29 protein-coding genes are annotated in these 22508 nt (G+C 63.4%); 28 read left to right on the top strand and 1 reads right to left on the bottom strand.

Features of this window, described 5'->3' with window-relative positions:
- The first annotated feature begins 73 nt into the window (after nucleotides 1–73).
- The 27 genes from EV691_RS19355 (at nucleotide 74) to EV691_RS19235 (ending at nucleotide 21224) form a co-directional block, all read left to right on the top strand.
- The gene (locus tag EV691_RS19355) at nucleotides 74–373 is read left to right on the top strand and encodes a hypothetical protein (protein WP_131299453.1); all 300 of its coding nucleotides are present in this window, start codon (nucleotides 74–76) and stop codon (nucleotides 371–373) included.
- Nucleotides 370–552, top strand: coding sequence for a hypothetical protein (locus tag EV691_RS19350; protein ID WP_131299456.1), 183 nt, complete (start codon nucleotides 370–372; stop codon nucleotides 550–552). Before EV691_RS19355 ends, EV691_RS19350 begins: the two co-directional genes overlap by 4 nt.
- On the top strand, nucleotides 549–758 hold the full coding sequence (locus EV691_RS19345) for a hypothetical protein (RefSeq protein ID WP_131299458.1): 210 nt from the start codon (nucleotides 549–551) through the stop codon (nucleotides 756–758). Before EV691_RS19350 ends, EV691_RS19345 begins: the two co-directional genes overlap by 4 nt.
- The gene (locus tag EV691_RS23455; RefSeq protein WP_165496578.1) at nucleotides 755–928 is read left to right on the top strand and encodes a hypothetical protein; all 174 of its coding nucleotides are present in this window, start codon (nucleotides 755–757) and stop codon (nucleotides 926–928) included. Before EV691_RS19345 ends, EV691_RS23455 begins: the two co-directional genes overlap by 4 nt.
- Nucleotides 925–1203 carry a hypothetical protein gene (locus tag EV691_RS19340; RefSeq protein WP_131299461.1) on the top strand — a complete coding sequence of 93 codons (279 nt, stop codon included), beginning with the start codon at nucleotides 925–927 and terminating at the stop codon, nucleotides 1201–1203. Before EV691_RS23455 ends, EV691_RS19340 begins: the two co-directional genes overlap by 4 nt.
- Nucleotides 1204–1206: 3 nt before the next feature.
- Nucleotides 1207–1449, top strand: coding sequence for a hypothetical protein (locus tag EV691_RS19335; RefSeq protein WP_131299464.1), 243 nt, complete (start codon nucleotides 1207–1209; stop codon nucleotides 1447–1449).
- Nucleotides 1442–1813, top strand: a complete 372-nt coding sequence (locus EV691_RS19330) for a PDDEXK family nuclease (RefSeq protein ID WP_131299467.1) — start codon at nucleotides 1442–1444, stop codon at nucleotides 1811–1813. The genes EV691_RS19335 and EV691_RS19330 overlap by 8 nt, the downstream gene beginning before the upstream one ends.
- Nucleotides 1810–2400: a hypothetical protein gene (locus EV691_RS19325; RefSeq protein WP_131299470.1), complete on the top strand. Its 591-nt coding sequence runs from the start codon at nucleotides 1810–1812 to the stop codon at nucleotides 2398–2400. The genes EV691_RS19330 and EV691_RS19325 overlap by 4 nt, the downstream gene beginning before the upstream one ends.
- Before the next feature lie 142 nt (nucleotides 2401–2542).
- On the top strand, nucleotides 2543–2887 hold the full coding sequence (locus tag EV691_RS19320; protein WP_131299473.1) for a putative holin: 345 nt from the start codon (nucleotides 2543–2545) through the stop codon (nucleotides 2885–2887).
- Nucleotides 2880–3155 (top strand): phage holin family protein, encoded by a 276-nt coding sequence (locus EV691_RS19315; protein ID WP_131299476.1) that lies wholly within the window; start codon nucleotides 2880–2882, stop codon nucleotides 3153–3155. The genes EV691_RS19320 and EV691_RS19315 overlap by 8 nt, the downstream gene beginning before the upstream one ends.
- A 13-nt stretch (nucleotides 3156–3168) precedes the next feature.
- The gene (locus tag EV691_RS19310; protein ID WP_131299479.1) at nucleotides 3169–3585 is read left to right on the top strand and encodes a terminase small subunit-like protein; all 417 of its coding nucleotides are present in this window, start codon (nucleotides 3169–3171) and stop codon (nucleotides 3583–3585) included.
- Nucleotides 3536–4993, top strand: a complete 1458-nt coding sequence (locus tag EV691_RS19305; protein WP_242672584.1) for a phage terminase large subunit family protein — start codon at nucleotides 3536–3538, stop codon at nucleotides 4991–4993. Before EV691_RS19310 ends, EV691_RS19305 begins: the two co-directional genes overlap by 50 nt.
- A gap of 9 nt (nucleotides 4994–5002) precedes the next feature.
- Complete coding sequence (locus EV691_RS19300; RefSeq protein WP_131299482.1) at nucleotides 5003–5272, top strand: hypothetical protein; 270 nt, start codon at nucleotides 5003–5005, stop codon at nucleotides 5270–5272.
- Nucleotide 5273: 1 nt separating this feature from the next.
- The gene (locus EV691_RS19295; RefSeq protein ID WP_131299485.1) at nucleotides 5274–6959 is read left to right on the top strand and encodes a portal protein; all 1686 of its coding nucleotides are present in this window, start codon (nucleotides 5274–5276) and stop codon (nucleotides 6957–6959) included.
- On the top strand, nucleotides 6960–7271 hold the full coding sequence (locus EV691_RS19290; RefSeq protein WP_131299488.1) for a hypothetical protein: 312 nt from the start codon (nucleotides 6960–6962) through the stop codon (nucleotides 7269–7271).
- Nucleotides 7268–7903, top strand: a complete 636-nt coding sequence (locus EV691_RS19285; protein WP_131299491.1) for a peptidase — start codon at nucleotides 7268–7270, stop codon at nucleotides 7901–7903. The genes EV691_RS19290 and EV691_RS19285 overlap by 4 nt, the downstream gene beginning before the upstream one ends.
- Nucleotides 7904–7915: 12 nt before the next feature.
- Nucleotides 7916–8920 (top strand): major capsid protein, encoded by a 1005-nt coding sequence (locus tag EV691_RS19280; RefSeq protein ID WP_131299494.1) that lies wholly within the window; start codon nucleotides 7916–7918, stop codon nucleotides 8918–8920.
- A 9-nt stretch (nucleotides 8921–8929) separates the two neighbouring features.
- Entirely contained in the window at nucleotides 8930–9388 is a 459-nt protein-coding gene (locus EV691_RS19275) for a Bbp16 family capsid cement protein (RefSeq protein WP_131299496.1), read from the top strand.
- Between the two features lie 10 nt (nucleotides 9389–9398).
- Nucleotides 9399–9560, top strand: a complete 162-nt coding sequence (locus tag EV691_RS23450; RefSeq protein ID WP_165496579.1) for a hypothetical protein — start codon at nucleotides 9399–9401, stop codon at nucleotides 9558–9560.
- A 57-nt stretch (nucleotides 9561–9617) separates the two neighbouring features.
- A complete protein-coding gene (locus tag EV691_RS19270) occupies nucleotides 9618–10862 on the top strand; it encodes an SGNH/GDSL hydrolase family protein (RefSeq protein ID WP_131299499.1) in 1245 nt (414 codons plus the stop codon).
- Entirely contained in the window at nucleotides 10863–11498 is a 636-nt protein-coding gene (locus EV691_RS19265; RefSeq protein ID WP_131299501.1) for a phage connector family protein, read from the top strand.
- Entirely contained in the window at nucleotides 11495–13813 is a 2319-nt protein-coding gene (locus EV691_RS19260) for a phage tail protein (RefSeq protein ID WP_131299504.1), read from the top strand. Before EV691_RS19265 ends, EV691_RS19260 begins: the two co-directional genes overlap by 4 nt.
- 28 nt (nucleotides 13814–13841) lie before the next feature.
- Nucleotides 13842–14252, top strand: a complete 411-nt coding sequence (locus EV691_RS19255; RefSeq protein WP_131299507.1) for a hypothetical protein — start codon at nucleotides 13842–13844, stop codon at nucleotides 14250–14252.
- On the top strand, nucleotides 14249–14707 hold the full coding sequence (locus EV691_RS19250; RefSeq protein ID WP_242672585.1) for a hypothetical protein: 459 nt from the start codon (nucleotides 14249–14251) through the stop codon (nucleotides 14705–14707). Before EV691_RS19255 ends, EV691_RS19250 begins: the two co-directional genes overlap by 4 nt.
- 3 nt (nucleotides 14708–14710) lie before the next feature.
- Nucleotides 14711–16744, top strand: a complete 2034-nt coding sequence (locus EV691_RS19245; protein WP_131299510.1) for a hypothetical protein — start codon at nucleotides 14711–14713, stop codon at nucleotides 16742–16744.
- Nucleotides 16741–18675, top strand: coding sequence for a hypothetical protein (locus tag EV691_RS19240; RefSeq protein ID WP_131299513.1), 1935 nt, complete (start codon nucleotides 16741–16743; stop codon nucleotides 18673–18675). Before EV691_RS19245 ends, EV691_RS19240 begins: the two co-directional genes overlap by 4 nt.
- Entirely contained in the window at nucleotides 18675–21224 is a 2550-nt protein-coding gene (locus tag EV691_RS19235) for a hypothetical protein (RefSeq protein ID WP_131299516.1), read from the top strand. Before EV691_RS19240 ends, EV691_RS19235 begins: the two co-directional genes overlap by 1 nt.
- Here EV691_RS19235 and EV691_RS19230 read toward each other — a convergent pair whose 3' ends face one another.
- Nucleotides 21225–21635, bottom strand: coding sequence for a hypothetical protein (locus tag EV691_RS19230; RefSeq protein WP_131299519.1), 411 nt, complete (start codon nucleotides 21633–21635; stop codon nucleotides 21225–21227).
- A gap of 148 nt (nucleotides 21636–21783) precedes the next feature.
- On the opposite strand from EV691_RS19230, the gene EV691_RS19225 reads away from it, so the two are divergent.
- Nucleotides 21784–22508, top strand: a 725-nt coding sequence (locus EV691_RS19225) for a hypothetical protein (RefSeq protein WP_341539292.1), incomplete at its 3' end; no start/stop codon positions are given.

Genomic DNA, 22508 nt, shown 5'->3' with positions numbered 1-22508 from the left:
GCCATGAGACCCAACTGCTTATCGGCGCCGCATGGGGAGCCGCACTGGTATGGGCGATGTGTAGGCGGATCTGATGCTCCGCCAACGCCAACCCGTCTACCGCTCCAGCAAGTGGCTGGCAGCGGTTCGCAAGATCGAAACCTGCGTGATCTGCGGCGCCTATGGCGTGCAGGCTGCACACAGGAATTTTGGAAAAGCCATGAGCCAGAAAACTGACGACTGCCTGACGGCCGCGCTGTGCCCGTCGTGTCATTCGGCCATCGATAACGGCAAGGACATGACCCGCGACGAGCGCCGGGCAATTTTGGACAAGGCCATCTGCGAAACGCTGGCCCAACTTGCCCGCATGGGGCTGATCGAGGTGAAGGCATGAACAAGGTTTACGAGGATATCGAAATCGTCATGCACGCGTTTCGGCTGGCCAGAGACGGCGGATATCGGCGCGCAAAGCCGCTGCTTGATGATTTGAGGGCTGCATTTCCTTCCGCGCCTGACGAGCAGATCAAGCGCTGCGTCGGGCGGCTCGTTAGCAAGTTGATGGAGGCCGCATGAGCATCCGCAACCTGCAATGGACCGCCGGCGCCCCTGAGCGGCTGGAGCCGGGGATGCTGCTGCTGTACTCGACCGGCTCCGTCCTGATCGTTGGCGACTGTTCCGACGCCATGCCGGACGGGGAGATCGCCTGGGCCTGGCTGGTCCGTCCGCACACCGTGGAGTGGATCGAGGCAATGGCCGCGGCGCACGGGGTGGGGAGATGAGCCACTACGACGGCATCGGGCCGCGCTGCCCGGAATGCGGCGGACCCCTGGTCAGCTTCAGCACATACCAGGACCGCATCTGCAACGACTGCAAGCAGCCTCAGCCGTGGGAGCTGAAGGAAGACCAACAGCCACTTGTCGCAAACAGCCGCGACCGGAGAGCCAAATGACCGGCTACATCGTGAAGAACGTCCCGGGCGACACCGATCGGTTCCACGTCTACCGGGGTGACGAGAGGGCGCCGGCGTTCAAGGCCAAGACCATCGACGAGGCATTCAACTGGATCGACGCGGACAAGGCGCAGCGAGGCCCAGTCGACGAGCTCGAGCTCAACGGCTGGCCCGAGCGCGACGACAGCCCACGCCAGCAGCGCATCGAGCAGGGAGGCGAGCTCGCAGAGGTCTACGGGGTGCTCGACAGGATGGAAGGGGAGCAAAGGGGATGATGTGTGGAAAAGCATGGCTCGAATTTGGCGACCCTTTCGCCTGCGGAACGGGATGCGATCAATGCGCACAAGCAGGAATGCCTGGAGCGGTACCGGCAGGCAGTGGAGCTCGCCAACTCGATCTACTCGCAGCTGAAAACCAAGGGGCGGATGTGGGCCGAGAGGGAGCTGGCGGCGCGACCGGAGTTGCAGGCCGAGGCCAGGGCGAAGCTCAACAGGATGAGGAGGGGGCAGGCGAGTGAGTGAGGCAGAAGCCACTCTAGCGCTCCACCTGCGCGCAAACGGCGTCGAGGCGGTGCGCGAGTACCGTTTCGCTGCCGAGGCATGTGGCGGGGAAGGCAGAGGCCTTCGCGCCCGTCTTGAGGCGGCAGGGCTCAGGGACTGGCGGGCCGACTTCGCCATCCTGGAGCGCCGGCTGCTGATTGAGGTCGAGGGCGGCGCATGGAACGGCGGCCGGCACACGCGAGGGAAGGGATTTGCAGAAGACCTGCGGAAGTACGAAGCAGCGCTGCGCCTGGGATGGACCGTCTATCGCTGTGACCCGGAAATGATCCGGTCCGGCAGAGCAATCGAAACCGTTCTGATGTTCCTGGGGAGGAAAGCGGCATGAAACTGAGCAGCGCCCGGCAACTGTGGCACGACGCGTATTACCAGCGCCGCGAGTCGACGACCGCCTACGCCCTGGAGGTCGGGATACTCGGGGCAATGGTCCAGAAGAGCGAGAAGGACCGGCGGACTGGCGCGGCCATGGATCAGGCGCTTGCTGGGGTGGTGCAGAGCGCAATCAGCACGCTGCCGGCCCACCTGCAGTGCTTCGGGCACTGGCTCTACAGCCCGCTGGCAGATGACGATCATCGGGAGATCGCCGAGGAGCTGGTCTATGCCATCGCTCGCAGCAAGGTGGAGCGCATGACAGAGGCCAAGTCAGGGCGCGCCCGGTATGTCGCCATGGGTGTGCTGTACCGCTACCGCCGGCAGCACCAGGGTGGGCAGAGCGAGGGGATAGACCCGATGCCGACGCCAGAGGCATTCCGGAAATGGCTGTTCGATCGGTATGGCGTGACGCTGGATTCCCGCAACTGGTCGCGCGAGTGGGACGATTTCATCGAGCGTTGCTTTGACGCCTGCAACGACCTCGACAGAAAAGCGCTTGCCCCAGTCGCGATGCTGCTGGCTTCGATGAGGGAAGCTGCGTGATTGTGACGCTATAACGTTGCGTTCTTGTGCGGCTAGGAGTACAGTTTTCCCATCATGTTTTTCCTCGCCCAAAGGAAAAACGACACAAATTCAGAGCCTCGCCTAGTGCGGGGCTTTTTCGTTTATGCAGTAGGAAATCAGCATGGCCGAACCCAGTACGACCGGCATCGTTGTCGCCGGCGCGATAGGTGCCGGCCTGATGATCAATGGGGAGGCAGCAATCGGCGCCCTCTGCGGCGGAGTCGTCTACTTCGTCGCCAATGCCGAGTTGTCCATCCTCTCCCGCGTTGCCTTGTCTCTTGTATCCGTCATCGTCGGCTACATGTTCGCGCCGGTCGTGTCGGGCATGACGATCTTCGGGGTGGGCCCCATCGACCTGCCAGGCCCGGCTGCATTTATCGCTTCCTCCGGGGTCATAACCGCAGCGCTCGCCGCCATCAAGGCCAAGCGGGCATCGGTTGCGACCAAGGGGGAGACAGATGGCTAATGCACTTACCTGGATTACGTTCCTGCTCTGTATCGTCACATTCGTCAGGCTGTTCACGTATCAGAGGCGGGGCGCAAAGTTCCGCCGCGACGTGTCCGTGATGGCCACAATCGTGATGATGGCCTGCCTCACTACCTGCGTTGAGATCGTGACAGGCCAGTTTGTGGTCCAGCCCGCCGCCTGGCCGATGATCGTCATCCATGGCGTGCTGGCAATCGGGCTGCTGAAGACCAGGGGCAATCTGGCTCCGGTGCTGAGGGGCAGCTGATGGAGTTCTCAAGATGACCAGGCCGCTAACTGATGACCAGATCAGAGAGCGGGTTAACCGTCTGTGCGAGCAGGTCGCGGAGGGGAAAACCCTACGGCAGATCGCAGTAGATATGGGGCTAAGTGTCGGGACTCTGTTGGGGCACGTTAGCGGCAGCCCCTACTCCGAGCAGTACGCGCGCGCACGCGAAGCTGCGTCCGACCTGTTCGAGGCCGACATCATCACCGAGGCTGAGGCGGTCACGCCGGAGAACGCTGCGGCCGCCCGGGTGAAGATCGATGCTCTCAAGTGGGTGGCCGGAAAGCGTTCCCCGAAGAAGTACGGTGACCGCATTCAGCAGGAGCACTCCGGGAAAATCCAGATTCAGGACATGACTGACGATGAGCTTGACCGCCGAATCGCGCAGCTTGTCTCGGGAGGAGAAGGCTGAGCTTCTGCTGCTGCTGGAGGAGAAGAAGCGCAGACGGGCGCAGCAGGCATCTCTGATCCAATTCCAGTCGCTGTACGACTGGCAGCTTAAGTTCATCGAGGCCACGGCAAGCTATTCGGCCTGCATGCTGATGGCGGCCAACCGGGTCGGTAAAACGCGCACCGGCCTGACAATCGATGCATTCCATCTTCTCGGCGACTACCCGCATGACTGGGCTGGCCACAAGTTCAGCGGCGCCCCGCTGTGCTGGTTGCTCGGGTTCTCGATGGAGAAGACGCGCGACCTGCTGCAGGTTCCGCTGTTCGGGCGGATGGAGGGCGGCAAGTTCACTGGCGGCCTGATCCCGGCGGACAGGATTGTTGACTGGAAGTCTGCCACCGGCACGAGCGGGGCGATGCGCGAGGTGCGCGTAAGGCACGCTAGCGGCGGCATAGCAATCGTCCAGTTCTGGTCCTATAGCCAGGGTCAGCACGCAATCATGGGCGACAGCGTCGACTGGTATCACATCGACGAAGAGCCGCGGGACAGCGCGATATACCCGCAGGTGATCACCCGGACCGCAACTGGCGATCAGGGCAGAGGCGGGCGGGGAATCCTCACGTTCACCCCGGAGAACGGGCGAACCGAACTGGTCGTCCAGTTCATGGACAGCCCGGCGCCCAGCCAGTACATGCAGCGCGCGACATGGGATGACGCCAAACACCTGACGGAAGAGACAAAGCAGGCGCTGCTAGACCAGTACCCTGCCTGGCAGCGCGATATGCGAACCAAGGGGCTCCCATTGCTCGGCACAGGCCTGATCTTCGACTTCGGCGACGAACTGGTCAAATGTGCGCCGTTCCCGTGCCCGGACCACTTCTGGGTCATCAACGGCATGGACTTCGGCTGGGATCACCCGCAGGCCCATGTGCAGCTCTGGATCGACATGGATGCCGACGTGATCTACGTCGCGCAGGCGTGGAAGCAGTCGAGGACCACGCCAGCAACAGCCTGGGGCGTCGTGAAGCCTTGGGCTCAGCATGTGCCGACGGCATGGCCGAGCGACGGCCTGCAGTCCGAGAAGTCGTCCGGAGAGCAGCAGATGGCCGCCTACCGGGACGCCGGCTGGACGATGCTGGCCGAACACGCCACCTGGCCGGCCGGCGGCGTTGGCGTCGAGGCCGGCCTCGTCGAGCTGTACGAGCGGATGACCACGGGCCGGCTGAAGGTGTTCTCCCATCTGTCGCCATGGTTCGAAGAGAAGATGAACTACCACCGCGACGAGATGGGCCGGATCGTGAAGCTGAATGACGACCTGCTCTCTGCGACGCGGTACGCCTACATGATGCGGCGATTTGCCCGGCAGCGTTACCAGATCAAGGCGCCGGCCACTGGCTCGCATCAATCCAACTACGACCCTTTCGCGTGAGGAATCCCCATGGGCGGAGCCAAGAAGATAGTCAAAAGTGTGGCCAGCGTGGCAACGCTCGGCGCTTCTGATGCTGTTCTCGGCGCAGCAAAGACGCCTGGTACGAGCAATACCACCGTTGACAAGGTAGACGGCAATGAGGTGTCGACGACCGACGCCGAGAACTTCGCGGCCGACAAGAAGCGTCGTGCGAAGGCTGCCGGCCTGTCGTCGACAATCCTGGGTGGCGCGACCGATCAAGCTGCGTCGACCACCACCAAGACTCTCCTGGGGCAGTGACATGGCGGAATCTCTCAGGCGGCGCGCCGAGAAGCGCCTAGCGCTGCTCAAGACGGAACGTCAGTCCTGGGAGACGAACTGGCGTGAACTGTCGGACTTCATCCAGCCCATGCGCTCGCGCCTGCTGTGCACCGAGGTGAACAAGGGAGACCGGCGCAACAACAAGATCATCAACAACGAGGCCACCGAGGACGCCGGCACCCTGGCTGCCGGGATGATGAGCGGGCTAACCTCCAGGTCCCGCCCGTGGTTCAACCTGATGACCAAGTCGCGCGAAGCGATGGAGTTCGGGCCGGTCAAGAACTGGCTGTTCGAATGCACCGAGCGCATGCGGGACGTGCTGCTGCGGTCGAACTTCTACAACTGCATGCATGTTGCCTATCTGGAGATGGGCGTCTTCGGTACCGGCGCGGTTTGGATCGAGCAAGACCCTCGGGCAGTGATCAAGTGCGAGGCGTTCACCGCTGGCGAGTATTACGTCGCCAACGGCGCGGACGGTCGGACCAATGCCTTCTACCGCGAGTTCAAGCTGACGGCGGCGCAGATGTCCGAGCGATTCGGCGTTGAGGCTCTGAGCCCCCAGGCGCGTGCTGCACTCAATGAATCGCGCCAAGACACGTGGTTCGACTGCGTGCAAATGGTCGAGCCGAACGCCGAGCACAGCCCCGGCAGCCGGCTGAGCCGGCATCTGCCGTTCGTGTCGCTGACATGGGAGAAGCCCGCCCCACCCGACAAGGTTCTCGAGCATGCTGGCATGCATGAGTTCCCCGTCGCCGTCATGCGCTGGGATGTGCTCCCTGGCGACTGCTACGGGACCGGGCCTGGGCGTCGCTGCATTGGCGACATCAAGGCCCTGCAACTCTACGAGCGCAGTTCGGCGCGACTGGTGGAAACGGGCGCGAATCCGCCGCTGCAGGCCCCATCCAGCCTTCGAGGGCAGCCCAGTTCGACGCTCCCTGGCGGCATCACCTATGTGGACATGGTCGGCAGCCAGAACCAGATCGCCCCGATCTACGAGCCGAATCCTCAGTGGTTGGCGGCCATCGAGGCCAAGATCGCAAGGCATGAGGAGCGCATCCGTCGCTCGTTCTACGCCGACCTGTTCCTGATGATCAGCCAGATGGACGACGTCAGGACGGCGACCGAGATCGCCGCGCGCAAGGAAGAGAAGATGGCCATGCTCGGCCCGGTGGTCGAGCGAGTGGATTTCGAGGGCCTCGACCCGATCATCGAGCGCGTGTTCGGCATCATGTTGCGCCAGAGCCTGCCGATCTGGGCCGGCATCATCGACGGAGAGCCGCTGTTGCCTGAGCCTCCAGAGGAGTTGGGCAGCGGCGAGGTCGAGGCGGACTACATCTCGATCCTTGCCCAGGCGCAGAAGGCGCAGGCGGTCACCAGCCTGGAGCGCTATGCCCAGTTCGTGGGCGGGCTGGCCGGCGCATTCCCGGAGGCAGCAGACAAGCTCGATTCCGATCAGCTCATCGACGAGTACGCCGAATCGATCGGCGTCGTGCCCACAGTTGTGCGCGGCGATGACGAAGTCGACACGATCCGCCAGCAGCGCGCCCAGATTGCCCAGCAGCAGCAAGCGCAGGAGGCGCTGGCGAACGGCATCCAGGGCGCCAAGCTCCTTTCCGAAACGCAGCTCACGCCTGACAACGCCCTAGGCCAGATCATCGGAGCCTAAATGTTCGACACCGACGAGATCCTGCAGCAGCGGGAGGACCAGGCGCGCCTGCTGAAAAGGCAGCGCATCGACGACGTGCGTCAGCAGATGGGCAGCCTGAGCGGCCGTCGCTTCGTCTGGAGCCTGCTGGTCGCCACCCGATTTGAGGCCAGGTCGACCCTGTTCGATACCCATGGCGGCCGGCAGAGCTACCTGCTCGGCGCCTACGAGGTCGGCCGCGCGCTCTCCGAAGAAATTCGCACCCTGTGCCCTGAGCAGTACCTGCTGATGGTGCAGGAGAACACCAAACAACCCGATGAGGTTCCCGAATGACCGAAGCAGTCGATACCGCCACCACTACCGCAAGCGGGACCGAGAGTGCGACGTCACAGGCCCAGGCAGCCGAGCAGCAAGCAGCAGCGCAGGAGCAGGGCCAGCAGCAACCCCAACAGCAGTCCGCGCAAGAGCAGCAGGCCGAGCCATCAGTCCCTGAGCAGTACAGCTTCGCCAACCTGCCCGAGGGCTACTCCGTCGACGATGCCGCGCTGGCCGAATGGTCTCCGGTGTTCAAGGAGTTGGGACTCACCCAGGAACAGGCCGAGAAGCTGGTCGCGCTGGACGCCAAGCGCGTTCTTGCAAGCCAGCAGGCGGCAGAACAAGCGGCCACTGATCAGCGCAATCAGATGGTTTCCGAGTGGGAGACGAGCCTCAAAGCCGACCCGAATTTCGGGGGTGCCAACTTCGAGGCCAACGTCACCGCGGCCAGCGAAGCCCTCGCTGCCTACGGGACGCCAGAACTCAGTGCGTTCCTGAAGGAGTCGGGCATCGGCTCGCACCCGGAAGTCGTCCGCTTCTTCCATCGCGTCGGCAAGGAAATCGCCGAAGGGAAGCTGCATCGCACCACCACCGAAGTTCCTGCGGAGCGCCCGCTCGCCAACCGCATGTACCCGAACTATCCCGCTTAAGGACCGCCAACTATGGCTACTCTCGCAACGAACCTGCCCACCCTGCTGGACATCGCAAAGCGCCTGAACCCGGACGGCGGCGGCATCATGCCGATTGCCGAGCTGCTGTCTCAGGAAAACGAGATGCTGATGGATATGCCTTGGTACGAGGGCAACCTGCCGACCGGCTCCCGCATCACGACCCGCACCGGCCTGCCCGATGTGATTTTCCGCAAGCTCAATGGTGGCGTGCCGAACAGCAAGTCGACCACCGCTCAGATCGACGAAGCCTGCGGCATCCTCGAGGCGCGCGGCCAGATCGACGTCGACCTCGCGATGCTGAACGGAAACACCGCCGCATTCCGCCTGTCCGAGTCGAAGGCCTTCATCGAGGCCATGAACCAGACCATGCAGCGCAACGTTATCTACGGCAATGCCGGCGTGACTCCGGAAGGCTTCACCGGCCTGGCTCCGCGCTTCAACACCCTGAGCGCAGGCACTGCGGCCACTGCCAACAACGTGATCAGCGCTGGCGGCGCCGGCTCCACCAACACCAGCATCTGGCTGGTCGGCTGGGGCGAGAACTCGGTGCACGGCATCTACCCGAAGGGCTCGCAGGCTGGCCTTGTCCATCGCGACCTTGGCGAGCAGGACGCCTTCGATGCCAGCAACAACCGCTACCGCGCCCTGATGGACCAGTACCAGTGGAAATGCGGCGTCGCCGTGAAGGACTGGCGGTACATCGTGCGCATCGCCAACATCGACGTCACCGCACTGACCAAGAACGCCGCCTCCGGCCCCGATGTCATCGACCTGATGACTCAGGCACTGGAGATGATCCAGGGCCTGACCGGCGTTACCCCGGCGTTCTACTGCTCGCGCCGCATCCGAAGCTTCCTGCGCCGCCAGACCGTCAACAAGGTCGCCTCCAGCACCCTGGCCTACGAGAACGTCGCAGGCCGCCCGGCCCTGATGTTCGGCGAGGTTCCGGTGCGTCGCGTCGATTCCATCCTCAACACCGAAGCGGCTGTCGCCTAAGGAGCCATCATGTACGTAGATAAGCAGGCTGAGTTCTCCGACAGCCAAGCCGTCACCGCGACGGCTATTTCGACCAACGTCGTCGATCTGTATCCGCTCGGCAACGCGGTCAACACCAACACCGTCCGCGATATCGGTGTCGGCGAGGATGTCTACTTGGTCGTCCAAGTGGACACCACCGCTACCGCAGCCGGCGCGGCAACCGTGACCGTCACGCTCGAATCGGACAGCGCGGCCGGTATGGCCACCGCTCCGGTCGTGCACTTCTCGTCGAAGGCCTTCGCCCTGGCCGAGATGGCCGCAGGCGCTACCCTGGTGGCGATCAAGCTGCCGTCAGCAGACTACAAGCGTTACATCGGCGTGCGCTTCACCGTGGCCACCGGCCCGCTGACCGCCGGCGCCTTCTCTGCGTTCCTTGCCAAGGACGTCCAGGCCTTCAAGGCCTACGTCAACGGCAGCAACTTCTGAGGAGTGAGCCATGGCTAAGGCAAACGAGGAAAAGTGGTACGAAGTGCTCGAACAGAGCTACATCGGCGATCAGCTGCGCAGCCCGGGTGATCTGGTCCAGTTCTCTGGAGAGGCCGGCCACAATCTGCGCCCACTGAGCGATGAGGAACTGAAGAAGAAAGGCCTGGCCTGATCGCTTTCAGCCAGTCGCGGCCCCTTCGGGGGCCTTTTCTTTTCTGGAGCATCTGCCGTGATCAACAACAAAATTGCCTTCGGACCTGATAGCAGGAGCGCGAACTGTGTCGGCACGGCTGGCGGCCTGACGCTGGAGAACTACGGCTACATCCACTGGGCGCTGATGCAGTCCCGCCAATGCGCCGTGCTGGAAAATCCGCTGGTCGATAACTGGGGGATCGGCGGCAATACCTCCCGCGACTTCAAAGGCCGCTATGCGCCGCTGCTGGCTGCGACCGAGGCCGGCACCATCATCCTGACCGGCCCGACCAACGACCGTGGCTCGGCCAACATGTCAGCCTGGGAGTCGATCGACAACTACACCGGGATCATCGACAACGTCCTCAAGGTCGGCAAGGAAGTCATTCTGCTCTGCGATACCCCGCGGGGTGATGCCACATTCACCAGCAACGCGCTGACGGGCGATCAGCTGACCAATCACCAGATCGTGCGCCAGTGGATGCTGAGCCTGGACAACGGAGGCTCCATTCTAGTTGCCGATCCGTATCCAGATTGGGTGGACGCGGTGAGCGCCTCAGCCTACGCGAGGCTTGGATATACCCATGATGGCCTGCACCCGTCGCCTATCGGGGCCTACTGGATGGGCAAGGCTCTGGCAGGTGCTTTGACGCGCAAGTTCGCCGGGCGCGAGGTGAAGTCCATCGCGACAAATGCCGATCTGTTCTCAGCTGCCAACCCGACCGGCAGCATGGTCCAGAACCCGATGGTTCGGAATACCGGAACTCCCGGAAGCCTTGGCACTGGCGGATCGGGAAATATCGCCCAGTACTGGAGTGGCACCAACGCAAGCGGTGCCTCGACCGTTACCCGCACCTACAGCTTCACCGCAGACGGCGTGCAGCAGTGCGTCCTTGGCGGCGCTGCATCTGGCAGTGCGGCAGCCGCGGACATTCTGAAGCAGACGGGCCTGCACGCGACTCTGATCCCTGGCGCTACCTATGAGGCGTTCGCGGATATCGAGGTGGACGCCGGCACGTCGAACTTCAGCAGCCTGCAGCTTGGCCTTGAAGTCACCGATCCGGTAAACGGAACCCAGCGCTACTGGGATGGAGACCGCTACCTCGGCACCTCTGTGCTTCCGAGCGTGGCCTACAGCGGAATTCTGCGCTCGCCAAAGATGGTAATTCCGGCCGGCGCGACCGCCGCTGCCCTGCGTCTGACTGCCTACGCCGTGGACAGCGCGGCCAGCGTGGCAATGACCTGCCGCCCCAAGGCAGTGTGGCTCAAAAGGGTGAAGTAAATGGCCAGCATTGTTGAAATCTGCAACATGGCGTTGTCGCGCATCGGCAACGGCGACCGTATCGACGCCCTCGACGAGGACACCGCTCAGGCGGAGCAGTGCAGCCTGTTCTACGAGCCATCGCGAGACTTCGTGCTGCGTGACTTCCATTGGGGGTTCGCTACGGCGTTCGTCTCGCTGGCCGAGGTGTCGGATAACCCCGACCCGGAATACCCATATGCCTACGCGATGCCGACCGACTGCCTGAAGGCGCGGCGCATCGTTGGCGGCTGTATTCCTGCTGACTTCTGGCCGTGTGTCAACGAAGGCTGGGCACGACCAGTCATCAAGCCCGTTCCCTTCCGAGTCATCAACGGCTCCAGCAACAGCCTGATCGCGACGACGATTTCGCCGGCGACGCTGGAGTACACGAAGAAGATCGAGTCGTCGGAGCTGTTCGACCCCATGTTCGTGTCTGCTCTCGCTTGGCGGCTGGCCAGCCAGATCGCGCCGGCCCTCTCGAATAACGCCGGCATCGCTCAGACCTGCGATGCCCAATATCAGCTCGAGATCGCGCGAGCCGCCTCCGCCATGCTCAACGAGGGCGTGAACGATTTCACCCGGGAATCCAGTTTCATCACAGGGCGCGGCCAATGACTCAGGCCATCCAGCCATCGTTCAGCGCCGGCGAGATTGCTCCAGCAGCCTATGCGCGGGTCGATCTGGCGCGCTACTACACCAGCTTGCGGACCTGCCGGAACTTCGTCGTGCTGCCCGAGGGGGGCGTGCAGAACCGGGCGGGTACCCGGCTCGTCGCCGAGGTGAAGGACAGTTCGGCCCGGACGCGCCTGATCCCGTTTCAATTCAGCACCGAACAGACCTACGTCCTGGAGTTCGGTAACGGCTATGTCCGCTTCGTCAGCGATGGCGGCCAGGTGACGAGCGCCGGATTGCCCTATGAGATTGCCAGCCCGTACACCACCGCCGACCTGCCCGAGCTGAAATTCACGCAGTCGGCCGACGTGCTGACCATCGTCCATCCGAGCTACGCACCGCGCGAGCTGAAGCGCCTCGGGCCGACTAACTGGACGCTGACCACGATCACCTTCGAGCCATCCATTGCGGCGCCTACCGGCCTGTCGGCAACAGCCAGGACCGGCGGCAGCGGCGATACCACGGACTTCGAGTACCGGGTCACTGCGGTAAGTTCATTTGCTGACGGGGCTGTCGAGTCGTGGCCGAGCAATACCGACTCGGTTGCCAGCTGGGATTCAAAGCCGGGGGCCACTCTGAGCTGGTCTGCCGTGGCCGGCGCGGACCACTACAACGTCTACAAGAACAAATCGTCCGGCGTGTTCGGCTTCATCGGTCAGGCCACCGGCACGACGTTCAGCGACATCAACATCACTCCCGACTCTGACGAGACGGTGCCGATCGGCTACAACCCCTTCAGCGGCACGAACTGGCCGTCAGTGGTCGGCTACTTCCAGCAGCGCCTCGTGTTCGCTGCGAGCAACGAGAACCCGCAAACCATCTGGATGAGCCGGGCCGGGGATTTCCATAACTTCGGGTACAGCGATCCGAACAAGGACGACGACGGCATCGAGTTCACGATTGCCAGCAGGGAGGTGAACCGCATTCGGCATATCGTGTCCCTGCGCGAGCTGCTGGCCCTGACCTCTGGGGCAGAGTGGACGATCACCGGCAGCACCGATGCGGGTGTCACGCCCGAAACCATCTCGGCCATTCCGCAAAGCTACTTCGGGACCAGCGACGTTCCACCGGCCGTCTATGGCAATACGGCCCTGCACATCCAGGCGCGCGGCGGGAAGCTGGCGACGCTGGCCTACAACTACGTCGACGACGGGTTCAGGCCGAACGACGTGAGCGTCATGTCATCCCACCTGATGCGCGGCTATGGAATCGACGAGATGGCGTTCTGCTTGGCCCCGAACGGCGTGCTGTGGCTTGTCCGCAATGATGGCGTGCTGCTCGGCTTCACCTTCATGCCCGACCAGCAGGTGTTCGGCTGGCATCGGCACGATACTGATGGCGACGTTGAGTCTGTGGCCAGTGTTCCCGAGGACGACGAGGACGCGCTCTACCTGATCGTCAAGCGGACCATCAACGGGGCCACCAAGCGCTACATCGAGCGCATGGCAACTCGCCAGCTCAGCAAGTACGGCAGCGGCGACTACGTCTATGACCGGGCCTTCTTTGTCGACTGCGGGCTCACCTACGACGGCCGGCAGTCGGTCAGCGCGACGCTGACGGGCGGAACCGACTGGAAGTACCCGAATCCGCTGACCCTGACCTCCGGCGGTAGCGTCTTCACCGTCGACATGGTTGGGCGCAGCGTCATCCTGTACGGCGGCGGAGACACCGACAGCATTGGCGAGGTACTGGTCGCCCAGATCAGCGCCTATACCTCTGGCGCGGTCGTCACGGTCATCCCGCAGACCGTGGTGCCTGATTCGCTGCGCGGTGTGGCGGCAACCCGCTGGGGGCTGGCCGCTACGACGATCAGCGGCTTGGGACATCTTGAGGGCAAAACGGTATCCATCTTGGCCGATGGCGACGTCGAGCCGCAAAAGGTCGTGTCGGGCGGCTTGATCGAGTTGGAAGAGCCGGCGTTGGTCGCCCACGTCGGGCTGCCCATCACGGCGGACTTTGAGACGCTTGATATCACCATGGCCAACAGCCAGGCCTTCCTGGGCGCCAAGAAGCGGGTCAACAACGTGGTGGTGCTCTGCCAGGAGAGTCGCGGAATCTTCGCCGGCCCCCGGTCCGACAAGCTACGCGAGTTCAAGCAGCGCTCGACCGAGAACTACGGCGAGCCGATCAACCTGCTGACCGGGCGTGCCGAGATCGTCATCGACGCGACCTGGACTGATACTGGCCGGCTGTTCATCCGTCAGACCGACCCGCTGCCGCTGACCATCTTGGGGGTTATGCCCAATGTGCAGTCTTGAGCCTGTGACCGCCCGGGTGATCAAGCGCATGGCCGAGACAGCGCGTGATGCAGATCGCCTGGAGTTCGAGGCTATCCAGGGGTGGAGCGTGCTGGATGAACTGCGCCGGGCGGTCGAACTGAGCTACCACTGCCGGGCGTTCTACCTGCAGGGCGAGCTTGCTGGGATCTTCGGCTGCATTCACCACGAAGAGAACACCGGCTGGCCGTGGTTGATCAGCGGAGAGGCAGTCAACAGGGGCCGAAAGGCCTTCCTGATCGCCTGCCGAGAGCAGGTCTCCATCATGCGGCGCAACCATTCGGTTCTGCTCAACTTCACCGATGCCCGCTACTCCAGGGCCCTGGCGTGGATGCGCTGGATGGGCTTCGAGATGCACGCAGCCGTGCCCTACGGGGTCAACGGCGAGCCATTCCACCCGTTTACGATGAGAGGTCAATGATGGGAGCAGCAGCGGCGCCTGTCGCCATCGGCGGAGGCATCCTTAGCGCCTACTCGCAGATCCAGCAGGGCAAGGCCGGCGTCAAGGCCGCCAATCGCCAGCAGGCCTACTACAACGATCAGGCCGGGCAGGTCATCGCCCAGGGCGACTTCGAGGCCGACATGGCTTCCGAGCAGGGCCGACAGGTTGCGGCATCCCAGCGCACCGGCTTTGCGGCCAACGGCATCGAGGTCGGCACCGGAACGGCCGGCCGCGTCGAGCAGGGCACGCTGGACATGGCTGCGCAGGATGCCGACCAGATCCGCCGCAACGCCTTCAACCAGGCGTTCGGCCTAGTGGAGCAGGGCAACGAGACGGTCCGGCAGGCCAAGGCCAATTTCCGTTCTTCCAGATTCAACGCCATGGGCTCGCTGCTGACCGGCGGCGCCCAGGCTTATAGCGCACTGAAGAGGTAACGCATGGCTCGCATCCCGACATACCGCAGGCAAGTGCGCCCCGAGGTCGCCGGAGCCCCGCGCGTGCTCGATGCCTCGGTAGACACGTCCGGCCTGGCCCGTGGCGCGCAGAATGTGGCCTCGGCGATTGAGCATGTGCACCAGCAGGAAGTTCGAGACGCCAATCAGACGGCCATGCTGGACGCCGACAATCGCCTCGGCGCCTGGCAGAACCAGACCCTGTACGACCCCGAAAAGGGGATGCTGAACCGCAAGGGCTCAGCCGCGCTCGGCATCACGCAGTCGTTCCTGTCCGATTTCGACACACAGCAGCAGGCCATCTCCGACAGCCTAGCCAACGACGATCAGCGCCGGATGTTCAATCAGTCCGCCCTATCCAGGCGGCAGAGCCTGCAGGCAAAGCTCGGCGGCTACGAGTTCGACCAGCAGCAGGTGTACAAGAACCAGGTCGATCAGGCCGCTATTGCGACAGCTCAAAACTCGGCAGCCCTCAACTACAACGATCCGAAAGCCATCGCTGAGAACCATGCCAAGCTGGGCGCCGTACTGCAGCTTCAGGCGCAGCGCAATGGCTGGGCGCCCGAGGTACTGGAGGCGAATCTTCAGAAGGCCACCAGCGACATGTACTCGGACATTCTGCGCCGGCAGGCCGCGCAAGACCCGTACAAGGCGCAGGCTGCGCTCAAGTCCTATCAGCAATACCTGACCGCAGACGACCTGACCCAGATCGGCGGTTCGATTGACGCCAAGGTCGAGCGCCTGCAGCAGCGCGCCGAAATGGCTCAGCTGCGGGCCGAGGCGCGGGCCGAGCGAGCGCTTGGCAAGATCAACACCCAGATCGCCAGCGGCATTCCGGCCACGGATGAGATGTGGTCAGCATGGGCGAGGCAGGTACAGGGCACGCCTGCGCAGGCAGAGTTCAACGAACTGCGCCGGCAGGAGAACGAAACTCAGCAGGTGCTGCGCCTTCCGATCGATCAGCAGGTCGCCTACGTGAACCAGCGGTCGGCAGAACTCCAGAACAACGGCGGCACAGTTGCCGAGGCCAGCAACCTGGCGCGCCTGGGGCGTGCGGTGGATGCCAACGGCAAGATGATGGCGGATGCTCCGCTGGACTACTACCAGCAGCGCCTGGGCGGTGACGTGCAGCCGCTGGACTTCAACTCGGATTCGCTGCCGGCGGCTCTGTCCGAGCGCGTGTCGGCCATCCATGGCATGCGGCGGAAGTTCGGCTCGACAGTGGCCATGAAGCCGCTACTGCCACAGGAAGCAAAGCAGCTCAGCGCGCAGCTAGAGCAAATGTCGCCGGACCAGCAGAGCCAGCTTTTCGCCACGCTGCACAGCGCCATGGGTGACGACAGGGCCTATGCCGGCGCGATGCAGCAGATTGCCCCTGACTCGCCGGTGCGTGCCCTGGCTGGAATGATTGCTGGGAAGCAGCGATCCATGACTGTCGGTACTCACTGGTTCAAGCCCGACGACGTCGTGACCAGTGGTGACGTTGCCAAAACCATGGCCCTTGGCGAATCAATCCTGAACAAGTCGAAAGCCAGCAAAGCGCAGGATGGCCGCAGTAGCTTCCCTCTTCCGAAAGACACCGACTTCGAAACCAAGCTGGCCTCCGAGCTCGGCACGGTCTTCGCCGGGCAGCCTCAGTCATACGACCTGGCCGCTCAGGCGGTTAGGTCCTACTACACGGGCCAGGCCGCCCAGCTTGGCGACATAACCGGCGTTGTTAACGGCGACCGACTCAAGGCGGCCATCAAAGCAACCGTTGGTGATGTCGTTGAGTTCAATGGAACGAAGACCATTGCCCCCTGGGGGATGCCTGGAGACACCTTTTCGAAGGCTGCCAGGCAGCGTCTGACCGACACCCTGAGAGCACAGGGCGCGAGCGAGCGCGATCTAGCCGCCGCCAGCGCGCTGACCCTGCGCCAAGCCAAGGACGGCCTCTACTACGTGATGCAGGGCCAGCAGTACCGGTACGGCGCCGACGGCAAGCCGCTGATGATCAACATCAATGAGGGTGCGAAATGAGCTTTGTCGGCGACCTGGCGTTCGATGACCAGCGCGCACTGGAGCAGGATGCACTGGAGAACCCTGCGCTATCGCCGCCTGAGCCAAGCTTCTGGGACGGCTCAGGATCGGCGCTGCTCAGCGGCATCACCCAGGGGGCAGCCCAACTTACGCTGCAGGCCGCCCAGTACGGCAACGATCCTACCCAAGCCTTCTTGATGGATGTGCCGACCGATGACGAGGAAATTGCCAGGCGTGCGGCGATTGGCGATCAGCGTCTGCGGGTGACCGAACAGCTGCGCCCCAGCGCAGAGACCAGCGGCACGGCGGCACAGATTCTGTTCGGGCTTGGGGATGTTGGTTCGCGGTTCGCGTTCGGCGCCGCATCTGGCGGCGTACCGGTGGCAGCCTTGACGGCTGGTTCGTCCGTTGGCGAGCAACGATTCAGCGAGCTTCGCGACCAAGGCGTTGATGCGCGCACCGCAGCGATGGCCGGCGCAATCGAGGGCGGCGTTACCGCTGCCGGAGCTTTCCTTCCGGCGGCGCGCCTGCTGTCGGCACCTGCTGCTGACTTGGCTGCGGTGACCGGTGCAAACGTAGGCCTTGGCGTTGCTGCGCGCGGTGGAGTCGGACAGCTTCTTGAGCGAAACGGGTACACGCAGCAGGCGCAGCAGTACAAAGCCCTTGATGCTACCGCGATGGCTATCGACGGCCTGCTAGGCGCAGCCTTCTGGGGGGCTGGACGCGCGATGACTCGGGCGCCGGCCGCTTCTCCTGAGACCATCGACGCGGCCCTAGCCGGAAACAACGGTTTGCACGCGCAGCACGGAACCGCGCCGGGCGCCCCTGTCGATCCGCGCTCCAGCGCTGCGCACCAGTCCGCCATTGATCTAGCGATTGAGCAGATGGCCAGAGGCGAGCCGGTCAGCGTGGGGGACGTGATCGACGGCGCCACGTTCATCCGCGCCAATCGCGTCGGGCCCGAGCCCGAAGTGGTGCGGCAGCAGGCGCAGCATGAGGTATTCGCGCAAGCAAGGGCTGAGCTTGAGCCGGTAGCGGCTGCCGGCCTGCCGAACGTGCGCGATCTGCGCGCTGAGCTTGGCGTGCTGCAGCGCTCTCTCGGCGATCTGCAGCGCTCGCATGAAGCTGTTGGCGACACGTACCGCGACGCATCCAAGGCCTTCCAGCGAGAAGGCTTGACGCGCAAGCAGGCAGAGCGCGCAGCGCGGGATGGCATCGCCCAGCAGCGGCAGGCTCTCGACGAGCAGCGCGGCGCAGCCCAAGGGCGTATCGACGAGATCGCCCAGGCATTGGAGGGTAACCGGGCGGCTGAGCGCGCCGGCGCCGAATTGGCAGCGATGGATCGCGGGGAGACGCCCGCACGCCTAGAGCCGCAAGTTAAGCAGCGCGCCCAGGAGATCGGCAACGCCTTCAAGCGATCTGCCCTAGCCAGCAGCGTTGCGCCGGATCACGGAATGGAGCTGAACCGCCTGGCCGGGCAAGAGATCGAGCGTCTGCTGCGCGATGGTGGCCAGCCGCTGGATGAAGTTCCGGCACGGCAGACCCAGGCAGAGGACTCAGTGCGCACCGCCCAAGAGTCGGCACCGGCCATGGCGAGGAACCAAGCCGAGCAGGTCGCTCCCCAGGAATCGCCGGCAGCAGAAGCTGCCATGGCACCGCCGGAGACCACAAGGCCAGCTGAGCCTGCGCCGTCCGGAGAGCCCGACCCGCTGTCCGGCATCGACCCTGCGCTTCCAGGCTTGGTCGACTCGATCATCTCCGGCGAGCGAGACCTGCAGATTCCCACCGGAGCGCTCAACGAGGACGGCACTCCGGTAACCGTTTCCGCCCGCGAGCTGCTGGCCGAGGCTAACGCCGAGATCGCCCGGGCCAAGAACGACTCTCAAGGCTTCATGGCTGCCGCCTTGTGCGCGCTGAGGTTTGGTGACTGATGAAACAGCAATGCATCCAGGCGGTTCAGCAGGCCATTGGCCGCAGCCTCAACCAGCCGGAAATCAAGGATATCGAGGCGCGCATCCGTCGAAACATGCGCCAATTGGCGCAAACCGATCCTGCCTGGCAGACGAAAACAGCGGCTGATCGCATGACCGAAGCTGCCAGCGCAGCGGCGAAAGAGCTTCAGGCTGACGCGGCGAAAAAGAAGCAGCGGGTAGCGTTGACCATCCTGGCGCATGATAGGGTTGCCAACCTAATGGCCCAGCTCCCAGGCGACCCACTGAAAGCGCTGGACAGGATGCTGGCCTTCGCTTCTGACTATCCCGGCCTGCAGTCTGTCGAGTCGGCCAGCCGCGCCATTCGTGACGAGGCCATGTCCACGATGCTGGACGCCATCGATATGACGCGCGGAAAGTTCCTCGGCCTGTTCGCCGATGCGGAAAAGGCGCGCGCACTGGTTCAGGAGCTGCACGGCCAGGACGGCGGCGTGCCCGAGGCAAAGGTCGGGGCCAAGCAGTTCGCTGAGGTGGCCAACCGCCTGCGCGAGCGTTTCAACCGTGCCGGAGGCGACGTCGGCTATCTCGATGACTGGGCGATCCCGCGCAGCCATAGCCAACTGAAGGTCGCCCGGAACAAGGACCAGTGGATTGCCGACCATGTGCAGTGGGCGAACCGCGCGAAGTACTTCAAGGAGGATGGCAGCCGGATGACCGATACCGAGCTGACCGAGTTCTTCACAAAGGCGTGGGAGACGGTAGCCACTGGCGGCGTCAACAAGCTTACCCCAGGACAGCCGTCTGGCGGCGGAGCCCGCGCGAATCGCGGTAGCGAGTCACGGCAGATCCACTACCGCGATGCGGACGCCTATCTTGCCGCCCAGGCCAAGTACGGCGACAAGGGGCTCATGGATCTCATGTTCGGCCACATCGACCGCGCCGCCCGTGATATCGCCTTGGTTGAGGCGCTTGGTCCCAACCCAAACCACGCGATGCGCTTCCACACCGAGACGGCCGCCAAAGAGATGATCCAGGCCAAGCCGGAGGCCAAGCCGCAGATCGACAAGCGCGTGCGCCGGCTGGAGCAGCTCTACACCGAGGTAGCAGGAACCCGCGAGCCGCCAGCCTCAGCGGCGCTGTCGAACGCCTTCGACACTTACCGCAACTCCAACGTGTTCGGCAAACTGGGTTCAGCGGTCATTACCGGCCTGACCGACCAGGGCATCATCGCGCTGACCTCAAAAATGAACGGCATGCCGGTGATGCAGGTATTCGCCAATGAACTGCGCATGCTCAACCCGGCTGACGCCACCCATCGCAGGCTGGCGTTGCGCGCAGGGCTCGGCATCGATCAGCTGGTCGGCAGCTTGGCACGCTGGGGTGAGGAGGGGCTTGGTACTGAGGCCGTGATTGCCGGACGCGCTTCCAAGTGGTCACAGACCGCTGCAACCGCGACTATGCGTCTGTCCGGAATGAACGCTATCGATGCCGGCAACCGACGCGCTTTCGGCGCAACCATGATGGACGTGACCGGCGATCTGACCCGCCGCTTCGATTCTCTAGCTGCACTAGAGCCTGGCGACCGCCGCCTGATGCAAGCCCGCGGCATTACCGATCAAGACTGGTCCGTCTGGCGTCTTGCGCAGCCCGAGGACTGGCGCGGCGCGGGCGATCAGGTACTGACGGCCGGCAGCATCTACCGCATTCCGGATGCCGATTTGGCCGCGCTATCAGCGCAGAGCGGCGTGTCGCCAACTCGGCTGCGCGAGCAGGCAGCCACCAAGCTGCTGGGCATGGTGCTGGATGAAACCAACATGGCCATCCCAGGCCCAGGCGCCCGGGAAAAAGCCTTCATGCACGGCAACAACCAGCGCGGCACCTGGAGCGGCGAGTTCATGCGCAGCTTCTGGCAGTTCAAGTCGTTCTCTGTATCGATGATTTCGAAGCATTTTCGACGAGCGATGGCTCAGCAAACTGGCTGGGGCAAGGCCGGCTATGGCGCTGCGCTGCTCGCATCGCTCACGGTGCTCGGCGCTATCGCCTTGCAGCTCAACGAGGTGGCCAGCGGCAAGGATCCGCGCAACATGCTGGACGATTCGGCTGGAGGCATTCCCGGCCTTGGCTTCGGCATGGCAGCCATGCTCAAGGGTGGCGCTCTGTCTCTGTATGGAGATTTCGCCTTCTCCAACCTGACTCAGGGCGGAACCTCTGCGCTGGCTGCGTTCGGCGGCCCCTTGGCGGGCGATCTAGAGACACTGCTGAACCTGCGAGGCATGACGGCCAACGCGGTCGAGAAGGGTGACGTATCGAACGTCGGGGCCCGCCTGATCCAGCTCACCAAGGGGCACCTGCCAGGCGCGAACCTCTGGTACACCAAGGCGGCGACGGATCATTTGATTTTCCATCAGCTGCAAGAGTATTTTTCGCCCGGGTATCTCAGCCGTATGGAGCGCCGCGCTCAGCGGGAGTTTGGCCAGAGCTACTGGTGGGAACCAGGGGAAGCCAGCCCATCCAGGGCGCCTAACTTAGGAGCCTCAGTCAGCAACTGACTACATTTCGTCGTGGCTTCGAACATATTCATGGCAGGCTGAGCTTGTCCAGTAGCCAATTGTGTTCTTCCGCATTGTCACCTTTCGGATCACTCCTTGTGGATCAGTAAGCAGATCAAGCTGGCACTCTGTATTGATATCCCCGCCACTAACCTGCTGCGTATAGGCTTGGCTTCCTGAGAAATTGGTCACGGATGACCCCGGCACATAGACACTTTTCGAACTTGACCAATAGTAAATCGTGTCTCCGTCAGCGAGCTTGTAGCTGTTTCCTGGGGCTCCGTTGGCGATGACAAACTGCTCTAGCGGCACCCCATTGAATCGCGACAACTCGTCCATAGTGGCTTGGTCGCTTACGCAGCCACCGAGCATGGCGATAACCGTCGCCGATAGAACCGACTTAATCAACATGACCCCCTCACGCTTGTTGTTACTTGCAGTGACGCGAAGGCTAGACGTAATGGCCGCATTCGCACAATCAGAAATCCGCTAGTACTTGCATTCATACCAAAGAGAGCCCCGCCAAGTGCGGGGTTTTTGCATTCTGGAGACCCGAAAATTGACCGTATCGACTAGCGAAAGCGTCATTCAATACGACGGCAATGACGCCACGGTGGCGTTCCCTGTGCCGTTCAGGTTCTTGGCTAGCGGCGATCTGGTCGTGACGAAGACAACGGCTGACGGCCTCGACCACGTGCTGGTGATGGGGACCGACTACAGCGTGGCCGGCGCCGGCGCGCTAAACGGCGGAACGGTGACCATGGCTACGGCTCCGGCCTCCGCTGAGCGCCTGACGATCTCCCGAGAGATGATCCCTCTCCAAGAAACCGACCTGCGCAACCAAGGGAAATATCTGGCCCAGACGCATGAGAACGTCTTCGACTACCTGACCATGCTGATCCAGCAGAACGCCGGCGGGCTGCGGCAGGTGATCCGTGTTTCGGCGACCGATCCTGATCCTGCCCGGCTGCCGAATGCCGCATTCAGGGCGAATATGCTGATGGGTTTCAACTCGTCCGGAGATCCTGTCCCCGTTGCGCCGGTGAGCGGATCAGCTTCCGACCTGGCCTTGCAGCTGCTGAACACCGCCGACCCATCCAAGGGCGCGGCGATGGTCGGGGCGCTCACAGATTCCGGGGGCCCCAGCAACGTTGCGGCTGTGCTGGACACTCTGCGCAACGCCAGCTATGCACGCCGAAACGCCGAGAATCTGCGGGCCGCGTACAAGCGCATGCGGATCGACCAGCTTCCCGTCACTATCGTCTGCCAGGGCGACAGCGTGAC

This window comes from Azotobacter chroococcum (genome assembly GCF_004339665.1).
Lineage (GTDB): Bacteria > Pseudomonadota > Gammaproteobacteria > Pseudomonadales > Pseudomonadaceae > Azotobacter > Azotobacter chroococcum.
This window is presented reverse-complemented; position numbering and strand designations above follow the sequence as displayed.